This window comes from Streptomyces sp. NPDC043867 (assembly GCF_056435845.1).
The window spans coordinates 50,728-64,119 of record NZ_JBWKDS010000026.1 but is presented as its reverse complement, the minus strand read 5'-3'; the positions used below and the strand labels follow the sequence as shown (position 1 = coordinate 64,119).

General features: G+C 71.2%; 14 protein-coding genes. 9 read left to right on the top strand and 5 right to left on the bottom strand.

The window, feature by feature from the left end:
- Positions 1-559, bottom strand: a 559-nt coding sequence (locus AC069T_RS24770; protein ID WP_478784796.1) for a tRNA dihydrouridine synthase, incomplete at its 3' end; no start/stop codon positions are given.
- Between the two features lie 212 nt (positions 560-771).
- On the opposite strand from AC069T_RS24770, the gene AC069T_RS24765 reads away from it, so the two are divergent.
- A complete protein-coding gene (locus tag AC069T_RS24765) occupies positions 772-2,232 on the top strand; it encodes an MFS transporter (protein WP_478784795.1) in 1,461 nt (486 codons plus the stop codon).
- Positions 2,233-2,259: 27 nt separating this feature from the next.
- Here the strand turns inward: AC069T_RS24765 and AC069T_RS24760 are convergent, their stop codons facing one another.
- Positions 2,260-3,159 carry a helix-turn-helix transcriptional regulator gene (locus tag AC069T_RS24760; protein WP_478784794.1) on the bottom strand — a complete coding sequence of 300 codons (900 nt, stop codon included), beginning with the start codon at positions 3,157-3,159 and terminating at the stop codon, positions 2,260-2,262.
- 101 nt (positions 3,160-3,260) lie between these two features.
- Between AC069T_RS24760 and AC069T_RS24755 the strand changes: the two genes are divergently transcribed.
- Together AC069T_RS24755 and AC069T_RS24750 are read left to right on the top strand one after the other, a co-directional pair.
- Positions 3,261-4,694 carry an MFS transporter gene (locus tag AC069T_RS24755; protein ID WP_478784793.1) on the top strand — a complete coding sequence of 478 codons (1,434 nt, stop codon included), beginning with the start codon at positions 3,261-3,263 and terminating at the stop codon, positions 4,692-4,694.
- Between the two features lie 137 nt (positions 4,695-4,831).
- The gene (locus AC069T_RS24750) at positions 4,832-5,038 is read left to right on the top strand and encodes a hypothetical protein (protein WP_478784792.1); all 207 of its coding nucleotides are present in this window, start codon (positions 4,832-4,834) and stop codon (positions 5,036-5,038) included.
- A gap of 37 nt (positions 5,039-5,075) precedes the next feature.
- Here AC069T_RS24750 and AC069T_RS24745 read toward each other — a convergent pair whose 3' ends face one another.
- On the bottom strand, positions 5,076-5,693 hold the full coding sequence (locus AC069T_RS24745) for a CGNR zinc finger domain-containing protein (protein ID WP_478784791.1): 618 nt from the start codon (positions 5,691-5,693) through the stop codon (positions 5,076-5,078).
- A 21-nt stretch (positions 5,694-5,714) separates the two neighbouring features.
- Between AC069T_RS24745 and AC069T_RS24740 the strand changes: the two genes are divergently transcribed.
- Positions 5,715-6,170, top strand: a complete 456-nt coding sequence (locus AC069T_RS24740; RefSeq protein ID WP_478784790.1) for a VOC family protein — start codon at positions 5,715-5,717, stop codon at positions 6,168-6,170.
- 132 nt (positions 6,171-6,302) lie between these two features.
- Here the strand turns inward: AC069T_RS24740 and AC069T_RS24735 are convergent, their stop codons facing one another.
- A complete protein-coding gene (locus AC069T_RS24735; protein WP_478784789.1) occupies positions 6,303-6,866 on the bottom strand; it encodes a neutral zinc metallopeptidase in 564 nt (187 codons plus the stop codon).
- 561 nt (positions 6,867-7,427) lie between these two features.
- Here AC069T_RS24735 and AC069T_RS24730 point away from each other — a divergent pair.
- Entirely contained in the window at positions 7,428-8,480 is a 1,053-nt protein-coding gene (locus AC069T_RS24730) for a chitinase (protein WP_478784788.1), read from the top strand.
- A gap of 79 nt (positions 8,481-8,559) precedes the next feature.
- Here the strand turns inward: AC069T_RS24730 and AC069T_RS24725 are convergent, their stop codons facing one another.
- Positions 8,560-9,942, bottom strand: coding sequence for a glycine--tRNA ligase (locus AC069T_RS24725; protein WP_476751642.1), 1,383 nt, complete (start codon positions 9,940-9,942; stop codon positions 8,560-8,562).
- Positions 9,943-10,116: 174 nt separating this feature from the next.
- Between AC069T_RS24725 and AC069T_RS24720 the strand changes: the two genes are divergently transcribed.
- Genes AC069T_RS24720 through AC069T_RS24705 form a run of 4 tightly spaced genes read left to right on the top strand, consistent with a single transcriptional unit; the run spans position 10,117 to position 13,235 of the window.
- Positions 10,117-11,073 (top strand): zinc ABC transporter substrate-binding protein, encoded by a 957-nt coding sequence (locus AC069T_RS24720; RefSeq protein ID WP_478784787.1) that lies wholly within the window; start codon positions 10,117-10,119, stop codon positions 11,071-11,073.
- A gap of 17 nt (positions 11,074-11,090) precedes the next feature.
- Positions 11,091-11,858: a metal ABC transporter ATP-binding protein gene (locus AC069T_RS24715; protein ID WP_478784786.1), complete on the top strand. Its 768-nt coding sequence runs from the start codon at positions 11,091-11,093 to the stop codon at positions 11,856-11,858.
- Positions 11,858-12,760 (top strand): metal ABC transporter permease, encoded by a 903-nt coding sequence (locus AC069T_RS24710; protein ID WP_478784785.1) that lies wholly within the window; start codon positions 11,858-11,860, stop codon positions 12,758-12,760. The genes AC069T_RS24715 and AC069T_RS24710 overlap by 1 nt, the downstream gene beginning before the upstream one ends.
- Positions 12,761-12,818: 58 nt before the next feature.
- Entirely contained in the window at positions 12,819-13,235 is a 417-nt protein-coding gene (locus AC069T_RS24705) for a Fur family transcriptional regulator (protein ID WP_358851064.1), read from the top strand.
- Positions 13,236-13,392 lie beyond the last annotated feature (157 nt).

The following is a 13,392-nucleotide window of genomic DNA, read 5'->3' as shown; positions in this document are numbered from 1 at the left end:
TCCTGCATTGCAGGGCGGTGGCGGTAACGCCCTCCTCGACCGCGAGGCGTCCCGTGTCGAGAGATTTGGTGGGGTCGTTGTCGGGGCCTTTGCGCGTCTTCGTCGCCACCGGCAGTTCGCCGGCGCCGGCGACGGCCTCGCGCAGGATCGCGCGCAGCAGGTTCCGCTTGAACGGCAGCGCCGAGCCGCCGCCCTTGCGGGTCACTTTGGGCACCGGGCAGCCGAAGTTCAGGTCGATGTGGTCGGCGAGGCCCTCCTCCGCGATCATGCGGACGGCCTTGCCGACGGTCGCCGGGTCGACGCCGTACAGCTGGATCGAGCGCGGCTGCTCGCTCGCGTCGAAGTGGATCAGCTGCATGGTCTTCTCGTTGCGCTCGACCAGCGCCCGCGTGGTGATCATCTCGCTGACGAACAGGCCCTTGCCGCCGGAGAACTCCCGGCAGAGCGTGCGGAAGGGAGCGTTCGTGATCCCGGCCATGGGCGCGAGGACCACGGGCGGCTGCACCGTGTGGGGGCCGATCGACAGCGGGGACGCGGAGGCGAGGGTGGGCGCGGACATTCCCCCATTGTCGCGTACGCGGGCGGGTGCTCGTACGGGGGCGGAACGGCGCACAACCCGGCCGGCACACGGACCCGTACACCGGCCGGCACGCGGACCCCTACACCGGCCGGCACACGCACGGGCGCCGGGCACCCTCCCGGCATCCCCGCGAAAGCCCATGTAGTGGTCATTAGTTAGACGCACTACCGAAGGCGGAGTACTGTGCAGGGATGCCCGAGCCGAGTCCCCGCCGCCGCGTGCTGGTGCTCGCGATCTGCTGCATGAGCCTGCTGATCGTGAGCCTCGACAACACGGCCCTGAACGTCGCGCTGCCCTCCATGCAGCGGGAACTGCACGCCGGCGTGGCCGGCCTCCAGTGGGCGATCGACGCCTACACGCTCGTGCTCGCCTCGCTGCTGATGCTCGCGGGGTCGACCGCCGACCGCATCGGCCGCCGCCGCGTGTTCATGGCGGGCCTGGTGGTCTTCACCCTCGGCTCGCTGCTGTGCTCCCTCGCCCCGAACCTCGGCTCGCTCGTCGTCTTCCGGATGATCCAGGCGGTCGGCGGCTCGATGCTGAACCCCGTCGCCATGTCGATCATCACCAACACCTTCACGGACCCGCGGGAGCGCGCCCGCGCGATCGGCGTGTGGGGCGGTGTCGTCGGCATCGCGCTGGCCGCCGGGCCGGTGATCGGCGGGCTGCTGGTGGACTCAGTGGGCTGGCGCTCGATCTTCTGGGTCAACCTCCCGGTCGGCCTCGCGGCACTCGTGCTGACCCTGCGGTACGTGCCCGAGTCCCGTGCGCCCCGGGCCCGCCGCGCCGACCCGCTCGGCCAGGCCCTGGTGATCGTGCTGCTCGGCTCGCTGACCTACGCGATCATCGAGGCGCCCCACTCCGGCGCACCGAAGACCCTCACCTTCGGCGCCCTCGCCGTCGCCGCACTCGCGGGCCTCCTGTGGTACGAGCCCCGGCGCGCCGAACCCCTCATCGACCTGCGGTTCTTCCGCTCGGCGCCGTTCAGCGGGGCGACGGTGGTGGCGGTCAGCGCGTTCTCGGCGCTCGGCGGCTTCCTCTTCCTCTCGACGCTCTACCTCCAGAACGTGCGCGGTCTGGACGCGCTGCACGCGGGCCTGTGGATGCTGCCCATGGCCGCCATGTGCTTCCTCACCGCGCCGCTCTCCGGGCGGCTGGTGGGCAGCCGGGGTCCCCGCCCGTCCCTGCTGATCGCCGGGGTCACGATGACCACGAGCGGGGTGCTGTTCGCCGCCTTCGAGGCGGAGACCTCGAACGTCACGCTCGTCGCCGGCTACGTCCTGTTCGGCGTGGGCTTCGGCTTCGTCAACGCCCCCATCACCAACACCGCCGTCTCCGGCATGCCCCGCGCGCAGGCCGGGGTCGCCGCCGCAGTCGCCTCGACCAGCCGTCAGATCGGCCAGACCCTCGGGGTCGCCGTGATCGGGGCGGTGCTGGCGTCGGGCGTGGGGAACGCGTCGTACCGGGACGTCTTCGTGTCCGCCGCCCGTCCCGGCTGGTGGATCATCGCCGGCTGCGGCTTCCTGGTGCTGGTGCTCGGAGCACTGACCAGCGGCCGGTGGGCCCGCCGGACGGCCGAGCGCACCGCCGACCGGCTGAGGACGGCGGAGACCGGGGAGGAACCGCGGGGCGTACAGGCCGAGGCCCGGCACTGACGTCCCCCCGGCGGGGGCACGACGCCCTCAGGCCCCGGCCGCTGCCCCCGCGGCGATCGCCCGCAGCTTCTCCAGGCGCCGGCGGGACTCCTCGTCCGCGGGCACGTACGTCACCAGGCGCGGACCGGTCTGCGGCCCCAGCCACAGGTCGGTGTGATCGACCGTGACCCGGCCGACGTGGGTGTTGCGGAACTCCTTGCGCTTGCCGCGCGAGCCGACCACCTCGTGCCGGTCCCAGGCCGCGCGGAAGTCCGCCGACTCCGCCCGCAACCGGGTGAGCAGCGCCTTCCAGGCGGGCTCGGCGAGATGCCCCGCCATCGCCGCGCGGAACCTGGCGGCCATCAGCCGGGTGGCCTCCTCCAGGTGCACGATCGACGCGCGCCACTCCTCGTGCGTGAAGGAGAGGAGCATCAGGTTGCGGTCCTCGGGCGGCACGGCGTCGAGGTCGCACAGCAGCAGCCCGTACGTGCGGTTGTACGCGAGGATGTCGTACCGGCTGTTCTGGACGCAGGCCGGGTACGGCTCCAGTTGTTCCAGGACGCCGCGCAGGGCGGGCGTGACCGACGGGGAGACCGACGTGGGCGCCGGATCGACGGCCCCCGCGAGCTGGAACAGGTGCGTCCGCTCGCTGGGGTCGAGCAGCAGCGTGCGGGCGAGCGCGTCGAGGACCTGCACGGACACCTTGATGTCCCGGGCCTGTTCGAGCCACGTGTACCAGGTGACGCCGACGGCTGCGAGCTGCGCGACCTCCTCCCGGCGCAGGCCCGGTGTCCGCCGGCGGGGACCGCGCGGCAGGCCGACCTGTTCGGGGGTGACGTGCTCCCGGCGGTGGCGCAGGAAGGCGGCCAGCTCGTGCCGCCGGATCTCGGACGCGCGGCCCCGGGCCCGGGCGGCCGTGCTCGTCAGGTCCTGATCCACGGTCGTCATGGTCCCAGCCTGACCCACTCCGCACCCTGTTTCCAGGTACTTCTCATACCAGGACAAGGACACTCTGGTACCAGTCTCGGACCCGGTCGACGCTGAGGGACGTGACCAGAACCGGAACTCTCGACCGCGGTGCCGCCCCGTCCTCTGCCGCCCTGCCCGTCCTCGGCGGTCTCGGCCTCTTCACCGTGCTGCTGGGCGCGGCGCTTCCCCTCGTCGACTTCTTCATCGTCAATGTGGCCCTGCCGACGATCGGCCGGGACCTGAACGCGGGCGAGGCCGTCCTGGAGCTCGTGGTCGCCGGGTACGGGGTCTCGTACGCCGTGCTGCTGGTGCTCGGGGGGCGGCTCGGCGACCTGTTCGGGCGGCGCCGGCTCTTCCTCGGCGGCATGGCCGCTTTCGGCGTGACCTCGCTGGCCTGCGGGCTCGCGCCGACCGCCTGGACGCTGGTGGCGGCGCGCGTCGCGCAGGGTGCCGCGTCGGCGGCGATGCTGCCGCAGGTGCTCGCCACCATCCAGTCGGCGACCGCGGGGGCCCGCCGCGCCAGGGCGATGGGCCTGTACGGCGCCACGGCCGGGCTCTCCATGGTGGCCGGGCAGATCCTCGGCGGCGTCCTCGTCGCGGCGGACATCGCGGGCACCGGCTGGCGTTCGGTGTTCCTCGTGAACGTGCCGGTGGTGGTCGTGGGCCTGGTGCTGGCCGCCCGCGCCGTCCCCGAGACCCGCTCGCACCACCCGGAGCCGGTGGACGTCCCCGGCACCGTCCTGCTCGCCGTCTCCCTGCTGGCCCTGCTGGTGCCGCTGACCGAGGGCCGGGCCGCGGGCTGGCCGCTGTGGACGTGGCTGTCGCTGATCCTGTTCCCCTTCGCGGCGCTGGCCTTCTGCCTGGTGGAACGCCGGGCGGACCGGCGGGGCCGTACCCCGCTCGTGCCGCCGAGCCTGCTGGCCCTGGCCTCGCTGCGGCGGGGCCTGATCATGATCGTGCCGTTCTCGATCGGTTTCAGCGGCTTCATGTTCGTGATCGCGGTGGCGCTCCAGCGGGGTGCGGGGCTCGGCCCGGTGTCCGCCGGACTGGCTCTCGCCCCGATGGCGGTGGTGTTCCTCGGCGTCTCGCTGTGCGGGCCGCGGCTCGTCGCCCGGTACGGCACACGGGTGGTGACGGCCGGCGGCCTGCTCCAGGCGGCCGGGGTGGCGCTCATCGTCCTCGCGGTCCGTGGGTCGTGGCCCCACCTCGGTGTGCTGGAGCTGCTGCCGGGTGCGGCGGTGGCCGGCGCCGGACAGGCGCTCCAGCTCCCCGTGGTGTTCCGCGTGGTCCTCTCCGAGGTCCCGGCGGCACGGGCGGGTGTCGGCAGCGGCGTCATGATCACCACCCAGCAGTCGGCGCTGGCCCTCGGGGTCGCGACCCTCGGCTCCCTCTTCCTGACCCTGGTGCCCGGCGCGGGGATGCGGGACGCCCTGGTCGTCACGCTCCTGGTCCAGCTGGCCGGGGTGGCCCTGACGACGGCGCTGAGCCTGCGCCTGCCGCGCACGGTCGGCTAGCGGACCCGGCGCCTGCCGCGCACGGTCGGCATGCGGACCGCCGCACACCGAACTCGCCGTTCCGGAACCCCCGTTGATGTTGGTCTTGCTGCACACTCCTTGCTGCGCGGGCACAGCGGGGAGAGGTGGAGGGGTTCATGCCGCAGATCAGCACGAGCAAGGTGAGCGGCCGGGACCGGCACGGGCGCGAACACGTCGTCAGGGTGCGGCGCACCGGCGGGCAGCGCTCGATCAGCTGCGACACGTGCGGCTGGCAGCAGGCGGCGCAGTTCCTGCCCTGGCTGAAGGCCGAGGAGCACCTGACGCAGGCGCACGGGGCGACGGTGGAGACCACGGCGCGCTGACGGCGTGCGGGGCCGGGCCGGGGGTTGAGGTCGCGGGTCAGTCCGGCGCGGGCGGCTCGGTGTCGCGGCGTGCGCGCAGGGTCCGCACCTTGTGGCGGTTGCCGCAGCGCTCCATCGAGCACCAGCGGCGGCGGCCCGGCCGCGAGGTGTCGACGTAGACGAGGTGGCAGTCGTCGGCGGCGCACATGCGGATGCGGTGCGCCCAGGAGCCGCTGAGCAGGTCGACGGCGTCGCGGGCGACGGTGGAGAGCAGGCGGTGGCCGTCCGCCGGGCCGGCCCAGCGGCGGGCGCCGTCCGGCCCGACGGCCGGGACGAGGGGTGGCCGGGCGGCGGCCTCGTTGACGAGGCCGAGGTCGCCGGGGGCGGGCGGCTCGCCGCGGGTGCGGGCGATGGCCGTGCGCCACAGGGCGTCGCGGGTGCGGCGGACGTCGGCGAGTTCGGCCTCGGTGATCTCCAGGGCGGGCGTCGGTGTCAGCCGCGACCGAGCGGCCCAGTCGAGCAGGTCGGCCGGGGTGTGCAGCACCTCGTACCGGGTGAAGGCGTCCGGTCCGCCGGTGGGCAGCAGCTCCAGGCAGAGCGCGCCCGGGTCGAAACGGAAGCCGGTCCCCGCGGGAGTGGTGAGCAACAGGCCCGGGGTGGTGGACTTGGCGACCATGTAACCAATATAACTGGTTACATGGTCGCACTGAACTGGAAGCTCGTCATCGACACACAGGACGCCCCCGCCCTCGCGGACTTCTGGGCGGCGGCGCTGGGGTACGAGGTGGAGGATCCCGGCCCCCTGATCGGCCGCCTGCTGGCCGCCGGCCACCTCACCGAGGACGCCGTCACCGAGCACGGCGGCCGCCGCGTCTTCCGCGGCTTCGCGGCGATCCGCCACCCCGAGGACCCGTACGACGAGGTCAGCGGGATCGGCCGCGGACGCCGTCTGCTCTTCCAGGACGTCCCCGAGCCCAAGACCGCGAAGAACCGCCTGCACATCGACGTCCACAGCGACCCGGGCGGCCTGGACGCACTCGTGGCCCGCCTGGAGACCCTGGGCGCCACCCGCGTACGCGAACTGGACAAGGGCCCGGCGGGCCACTGGTGGATCATGCGGGACCCCGAGGGCAACGAGTTCTGCGCGGCCTAGACGGGCGAGGCCGTCCTCGGGTGCGATCCGCCCGCCGCGCTCCCGGTTCTGGAGACCTGCGCGGCGGGCTCGGCCTCGCCACCCCAGCCGGGTGAGGCCGGTTCGCTCTCCCGGAAGCTCGGCGGCAAACCATCAACGAGGAGCTGTGAGTGGCAGGCAGCCCCCGACGCCCTCACTCAGACCTCTGTCAAATGCGCTGATCCGCTGTTTGGCGTTGCCGTGGTCCCCGACCTTGGTCCAAGGCAATTCGTCAGAAAGACTGGTGATCGCCTGGGCCAACTCCTTGACGTCCCCGCTTTCGAAAATGATTGTTCCGTCTCGCTCGGCACCCTTGAGCCCGGCTCCGCCGAGGCAGTCCGCCTGCAACTCCTTGGAAACATCCTGCAACCGGACATCGAGACGACTCTGCACTGCATGCCCCCATTCATGCGCGACGATGAAGTAGACGTAGACATCCCCAGTTTGATAGCCCTCGGTCATAAGACTGGTGTCCCACGCGAGGTAGTCCTCCGGAATACAGTAGGACGCGTTGCCGGCATCCAGCTTCTGCCCGCCGCACGTGGGGGCGTCCGGCGAGGTGCCGTCGTACAGGCCCACGACTCTTGGTGAACTGTAGGTCTCGGTGAAGTATTCGGACCAGTGCTGCTTCCAGAACGCGTCAACACCCTGCACCGCCACGTCGATGTCTTGTTCCATCGTGTCGCTCAATGTCGCAGGAGCGCTGTACGCGTAACCGCCACTTATAGTCAACAGCGCGACAGCGAGTGCGGTCCAAGTGCGCTTCCAGAGCGTCCTTCGCATAACTACCTCCGCGGCATGGAAGTCGGAACCCCGAGTCGGAATGCGGCGGTGCGGTGGGCGCGGCGGACTGCCTCTGACAACTAGTCTTCCCCCGCAATGGGAAGGCTGCATCCCGAGAGGAACATTCCTTACAGCGGCGACTGAACTCTGGTCATGGTCGTGATTTGGGCCAGCGTCTGTCGCGTCTGTCGTTGATCCGACCGGCCGTACGCGACCGGCCCCTGCGCCAACTCCACTCCGCTGGACGAGCCGTGCTTCAGGCCGCCCCGCTGCACCGACTGCAACGGCGGTGCGCTCGGCGACGTGACGGATGACGACTGCGCCGGTCCCGCCGATCACCCCCTCGCCCCTCAAAGGCGACTTGGTCCAGACCTCTTGACGAAAGGTCTGGACCGCAGCACTGTCATGCCTGCGACATCCGTGTCACCTCCGTGTCCCCCACCCAGGAGGCCCCGCATGATCCGCCGTACGCTGCGCCTGCTCACCGCCGCCCTGGCCACGGCCTGCCTCGTCCCCCTCTCGGTCGCCGCCGCGCCCGGCGCGTCCGCCGCCGACACCTGCGCCCTGAAGCCGAGACCGTCCGGCAAGGTCCTCCAGGGCTACTGGGAGAACTGGGACGGCTCCGCCAACGGCGTCCACCCGCCCTTCGGCTGGACCCCGATCACCGACTCCCGCATCCCGGCCCACGGTTACAACGTGATCAACGCGGCGTTCCCCGTCATCCGCTCCGACGGCACCGTGCTGTGGGAGGACGGGATGGACTCCGGCGTGAAGGTCGCCACTCCGGCCGAGATGTGCCGGGCCAAGGCCGACGGGCAGACCATCCTGCTCTCCATCGGGGGCGCCGCGGCCGGCATCGACCTCAGTTCGAGCGCGGTCGCCGACCGGTTCGTCGCGACCGTCGTGCCGATCCTGCAGAAGTACAACTTCGACGGCATCGACATCGACATCGAGACCGGCCTGGTCGGCAGCGGCAGCATCGGCCAGTTGTCCACGTCCCAGGCCAACCTGGTCCGCATCATCGACGGGGTGCTGTCCCGGATGCCGGCCGGCTTCGGCCTCACCATGGCCCCGGAGACCGCCTACGTCACCGGTGGCAGCGTCGCGTACGGCTCGATCTGGGGCGCGTACCTGCCGATCGTCAAGAAGTACGCGGACAACGGCCGCCTGTGGTGGCTGAACATGCAGTACTACAACGGCAGCATGTACGGCTGCTCCGGGGACTCCTACGCCGCCGGCACCGTCCAGGGTTTCGTCGCCCAGACCGACTGCCTGGACAAGGGGCTCGTCGTCCAGGGCACCACCGTCCGGGTCCCCTACGACAAGCAGGTCCCGGGACTCCCGGCCCAGCCGGGCGCGGGCGGCGGCCACATGTCGCCGGCGCTCGTCGCCCAGGCCTGGCGGCACTACGGCACCGCCCTCAAGGGCCTGATGACGTGGTCGGTCAACTGGGACGGCGCCAGGAACTGGACCTTCGGCGACAACGTGAAGGCCCTGCAGGGGCGTTGAGTCTCTCCCCGGCTCCCCGGCACGACGAAGCCCCCGGCTCCGCCTGCGCGGGACCGGGGGCCGTCGGGGCCGGGTGGTGTCAGCAGCCGATGAGGCGAGCCGCCAGGTAGCTCTCGATCTGGTCGAGGGAGACCCGCTCCTGCTTCATCGAGTCGCGCTCGCGCACCGTGACGGCGTTGTCGTCGAGGGTGTCGAAGTCGACCGTCACGCAGAACGGCGTACCGATCTCGTCCTGGCGGCGGTAACGGCGGCCGATGGCGCCCGCGTCGTCGAAGTCGATGTTCCAGTGCTGGCGCAGGGCGGTGGCCAGCCCCTTGGCCTTCGGGGACAGCTCCGGGTTGCGGGACAGCGGCAGGACCGCAACCTTGACCGGCGACAGGCGCGGGTCGAGCCGCAGCACCGTGCGCTTCTCCATCTTGCCCTTGGCGTTGGGGGCCTCGTCCTCGACGTACGCGTCGAGGAGGAAGGCCAGCATCGCGCGGCCGACACCGGCGGCGGGCTCGATGACGTACGGAGTCCAGCGCTCGCCGGCCTCCTGGTCGAAGTACGACAGGTCCTGGCCGGAGGCCTTGGAGTGCGCGGACAGGTCGTAGTCCGTGCGGTTGGCGACGCCCTCCAGCTCACCCCACTCGTTGCCGCCGAACTGGAAGCGGTACTCGATGTCGGCGGTGCGCTTGGAGTAGTGCGAGAGCTTCTCGGCCGGGTGGTCGTACCAGCGCATGTTCTCCTCGCGCATGCCGAGGCCCGTGTACCAGTTCCAGCGCTCCTGCATCCAGAACTCCTGCCACTTCTCGTCCTCGCCCGGCTTGACGAAGAACTCCATCTCCATCTGCTCGAACTCGCGGGTGCGGAAGATGAAGTTGCCGGGCGTGATCTCGTTGCGGAAGGACTTGCCCATCTGGGCGATGCCGAACGGCGGCTTGCGGCGCGAAGTCTGCTGCACCTGCGCGAAGTTGGTGAAGATGCCCTGCGCGGTCTCGGGACGCAGGTAGGCGACCGAGCCGCTGTCCTGGGTCGGGCCGAGGTGCGTGGAGAGCAGACCCGAGAACTGCTTGGGCTCGGTGAACTGGCCCTTGTTGCCGCAGTTGGGGCAGTTGATGTCCGCGAGGCCGTTCTCCGGGAGGCGGTTGTGCTTCGCCTCGTAGGCCTCCTCCAGGTGGTCGGCGCGGTAGCGCTTGTGACAGGAGGTGCACTCGGTGAGCGGGTCGCTGAACGTGGCGACGTGACCGGAGGCGACCCAGACCTCGGTGGCCAGGATCACCGACGAGTCGATACCGACGACGTCCTCGCGGGAGGTGACCATGTAGCGCCACCACTGGCGCTTGATGTTCTCCTTGAGCTCGACACCCAGCGGCCCGTAGTCCCAGGCGGCCTTCTGGCCGCCGTAGATCTCACTGCAGGGGAATACGAAGCCACGGCGCTTGCTCAGGCTGACGATGGTGTCGATCTTGTCGGCGGCCACGGTGCTCTCTTCATTACGACGACGGGCGACGAAGCGAGATGCTGCGGAGCATTGCTTCAGAGCGAATGCTTCAGGTTACCGGCGGGGGCTCCCCCACAATCAAATCGGTCCGCCGCCGGGCCCGCTCACCGGGCTTGTTGACAACGGTTTCCACTTCAGTTGAAAATGACTGTCATGAACGTACGACGGCGTCACATATCCGGCATAGCCCTCGCGGCGGCCGCCACGGTCGGTCTCGGCACCCTCTCGGCCTGCTCCTCGGACAGCGCCGCCGCGGGCAACACGGACAAGTTCGACGTCGTCGCGTCGTTCTACCCGATGCAATACCTCGCCGAGCAGATCGGCGGCGACCACGTGAATGTGACGACGCTCACCGAACCGGGCCAGGAACCGCACGACCTGGAGATCAGCGCCCAGCAGACCGCGCAGCTCCAGGAGGCCGACGCGGTCCTGTATCTGAAGGGCCTCCAGCCCGCCGTGGACGAGGCCGTCACGCAGGCCGGCGTCAAGAACAAGATCGACGCGGCCGGCCTGACCAAGCTCGAGGACCACGGCTCCGTCGAGCACGCCCACGCGGGCGAAGAGGCCCACTCCGAGGAGGAGGAGCACGCCCTCGACCCGCACGTCTGGCTGGACCCGGTGAAGTACGCCGAGGTCGCCAAGGGGGTCGCGGCGGCCTTCGAGAAGGCCGACCCGGACCACGCGGCGGACTACGAGAAGAACGCCAAGGCGCTGACCGGCAGGCTCGACGAGCTGAACACCTCCTTCGCGAAGGGCCTGAAGAACACCGAGCGCAAGGTCTTCTTCACCAACCACGCCGCCTTCGGCTACCTCGCCGAGCGCTACGGCCTGACCCAGGAGGCCATCACCGGCCTCGACCCGGAGAGCGAGCCGAGCCCGGCCCGGATCAGGGAACTCCAGAAGGAGGCCAGGGCCGACGGCGTCACCACGGTCTTCTACGAGACACTGGTGTCCGACAAGACCGCCAGGACACTCGCCGGGGACGCGGGACTGAAGACGGCCGTCCTCGACCCGCTCGAGGGCATCACCGACAAGTCCGCGGGCGAGGACTACGTGCAGGTCATGCACTCCAACCTCAAGGCCCTCGAAGCCGCCCTGGGCGCCAAGTGACCGATCCGGAGGACCACATGGGCGAGCCCGTCGTATCCCTGCGCGGCGTCCGCGCCGAACTGGGCGCACGCCCCGTCCTGCGCGGCATCGACCTCACCGTCGGCCGGGGCGAGGTCGTCGCGCTGCTCGGGGCCAACGGCTCCGGCAAGTCGACCGCCGTGCGCGCCGTCATCGGGCAGGTGCCCGTCACCGCCGGGGAGATCGAGCTGTTCGGCACCCCGCGGGCCCGGTTCCGCGACTGGCGGCGCGTGGGCTACGTACCGCAGCGCACGACGGCCGCCGGAGGCGTTCCGGCCACCGTGACCGAGATCGTCTCCTCCGGCCGGCTCTCCCGCGCCCGCTTCGGCGTGCTGCGCAAGGCCGACCACGAGGCCGTCCGCCGCGCCCTGGACCTGGTCGGCATGAGCGACCGGGCCAAGGACTCCGTCGACGCCCTCTCCGGCGGCCAGCACCAGCGCGTGCTGATCGCCCGCGCGCTCGCCGCCGGACCCGAGCTGCTGATCATGGACGAGCCGATGGCCGGCGTCGACCTGGCCAGCCAGGAGGTGCTCGCACGGACGCTGCGCGAGCAGGTCGCCCAGGGCGTCTCCGTCCTCCTCGTCCTGCACGAGCTGGGGCCGCTGGAGCCCCTCATCAACCGGGCCGTCGTCCTGCGGGAGGGCTGCGTGACGCACGACGGTCCGCCCCCGCGGGCGCTCGGCCAGCACGCCCTGCCCGGTCACGACCACGTGCACCCGCACGCCCCCGCGGGCGCCGAACCGATTCGCACGGGACTGCTGAGCTGATGGAGATCCTGAACTACGCCTTCATGCAGCGGGCCCTGATCGCCGCCGTCCTGGTCGGCATCACGGCACCCGCCGTGGGCATCTACCTCGTCCAGCGCCGCCAGGCCCTGATGGGCGACGGCATCGGCCACGTCGCGATGACCGGCGTCGGCCTCGGCTTCGTGCTTTCGTGGTCGCCGGTGTGGATGGCGACGCTCGTCTCCGTCCTCGGCGCCGTCCTCATGGAGCTGATCCGCTGGTACGGCAGGACCCGCGGCGACATCGCCCTCGCGATGCTCTTCTACGGCGGCATGGCCGGCGGCGTGATGCTGATCAACCTCGCGCCGGGCGGCTCGAACGCCAACCTCATGTCGTACCTCTTCGGCTCCCTGTCGACGGTGTCCGAGTCCGACGTGAGCGCCATCTGCATCCTGGCGGGCTTCGTGATGCTCGTCACCCTCGGCCTGCGCCGCCAGCTGTTCGCGGTCAGCCAGGACGAGGAGTTCGCGCGGGTCACCGGGCTGCCGGTGCGGGCGCTGAACCTGCTGGTCGCGATCACGGCCGCGGTGACGGTCACGGTCGCGATGCGGGTCGTCGGGCTGCTGCTGGTGTCGGCGCTGATGGTGGTCCCGGTGGCGGCGGCCCAGCAGCTGAGCCGCAGCTTCGCGGCCACCTTCGCGATCGCCGTGGTCATCGGGGTGAGCGTGATGACCGGCGGCACCGTCACGTCGTACTACCAGGACGTGCCGCCCGGCGCGACGATCGTGCTGCTGGCCATCGCGGTCTTCTTCGGGCTCACCCTGCTGGCCGCCCCGCTGGCGCGGCGCCGCACACGGGCAGCGGCCGCCGCGCAGCCCGCCGGGGACCCCGCGGAGTGCACGATTCCGGCCGCCCGGGGGTCCGAAGGCACCGTCGGCGTCTGACCGGCGACGGATCGGGCTGGCACAATGGCCCGGCAGGTGCAGACGCGAGGAGGCAACGGTGACGACCGCTGGACCGTCCGTGAAGGGCCGCTCCACCCGGCAGCGTGCCGCCGTGGCGGCGGCGCTCGACGAGGTGGACGAGTTCCGCAGTGCGCAGGATCTCCACGACATGCTCAAGCACAAGGGCGACTCGGTCGGCCTGACCACCGTCTACCGCACGCTCCAGTCGCTCGCCGACGCGGGCGAGGTGGACGTCCTGCGCACGTCCGACGGCGAGTCCGTCTACCGCCGCTGCTCCAGCGGCGAGCACCACCACCACCTGGTCTGCCGCGTCTGCGGCAAGGCCGTCGAGGTCGAGGGCCCGGCGGTGGAGAAGTGGGCGGAGGCGATCGCCGCGGAGCACGGCTATGTGAACGTGGCCCACACCGTGGAGATCTTCGGCACCTGCGCGGAGTGCGCGGCGGCCGAGAGCTGACAGCCGCCGGCCCGCCCGGGCCGGGAGCGACGAGGAAGGGCCCGGCAGCGCGGTGCGCTGCCGGGCCCCGCCCCCGTGGCGTGTGGACGCTACCGCGGGTTGCCCCGCATGGCCGCCTCCCTCGCAAGCACGTGCTTTTTTTGTAAGGCACCGCCGC

Excerpts from the sequence above, each read along its gene's own strand:
- AC069T_RS24765 (WP_478784795.1), top strand. The coding sequence starts at position 772 with ATGCCCGAGCCGAGTCCCCGCCGCCGCGTGCTGGTGCTCGCGATCTGC.
- AC069T_RS24760 (WP_478784794.1), bottom strand. The coding sequence starts at position 3,159 with ATGACGACCGTGGATCAGGACCTGACGAGCACGGCCGCCCGGGCCCGG.
- AC069T_RS24750 (WP_478784792.1), top strand. The coding sequence starts at position 4,832 with ATGCCGCAGATCAGCACGAGCAAGGTGAGCGGCCGGGACCGGCACGGG.
- AC069T_RS24745 (WP_478784791.1), bottom strand. The coding sequence starts at position 5,693 with ATGGTCGCCAAGTCCACCACCCCGGGCCTGTTGCTCACCACTCCCGCG.
- AC069T_RS24740 (WP_478784790.1), top strand. The coding sequence starts at position 5,715 with ATGGTCGCACTGAACTGGAAGCTCGTCATCGACACACAGGACGCCCCC.
- AC069T_RS24735 (WP_478784789.1), bottom strand. The coding sequence starts at position 6,866 with ATGGAACAAGACATCGACGTGGCGGTGCAGGGTGTTGACGCGTTCTGG.
- AC069T_RS24730 (WP_478784788.1), top strand. The coding sequence starts at position 7,428 with ATGATCCGCCGTACGCTGCGCCTGCTCACCGCCGCCCTGGCCACGGCC.
- AC069T_RS24720 (WP_478784787.1), top strand. The coding sequence starts at position 10,117 with ATGAACGTACGACGGCGTCACATATCCGGCATAGCCCTCGCGGCGGCC.
- AC069T_RS24715 (WP_478784786.1), top strand. The coding sequence starts at position 11,091 with ATGGGCGAGCCCGTCGTATCCCTGCGCGGCGTCCGCGCCGAACTGGGC.
- AC069T_RS24710 (WP_478784785.1), top strand. The coding sequence starts at position 11,858 with ATGGAGATCCTGAACTACGCCTTCATGCAGCGGGCCCTGATCGCCGCC.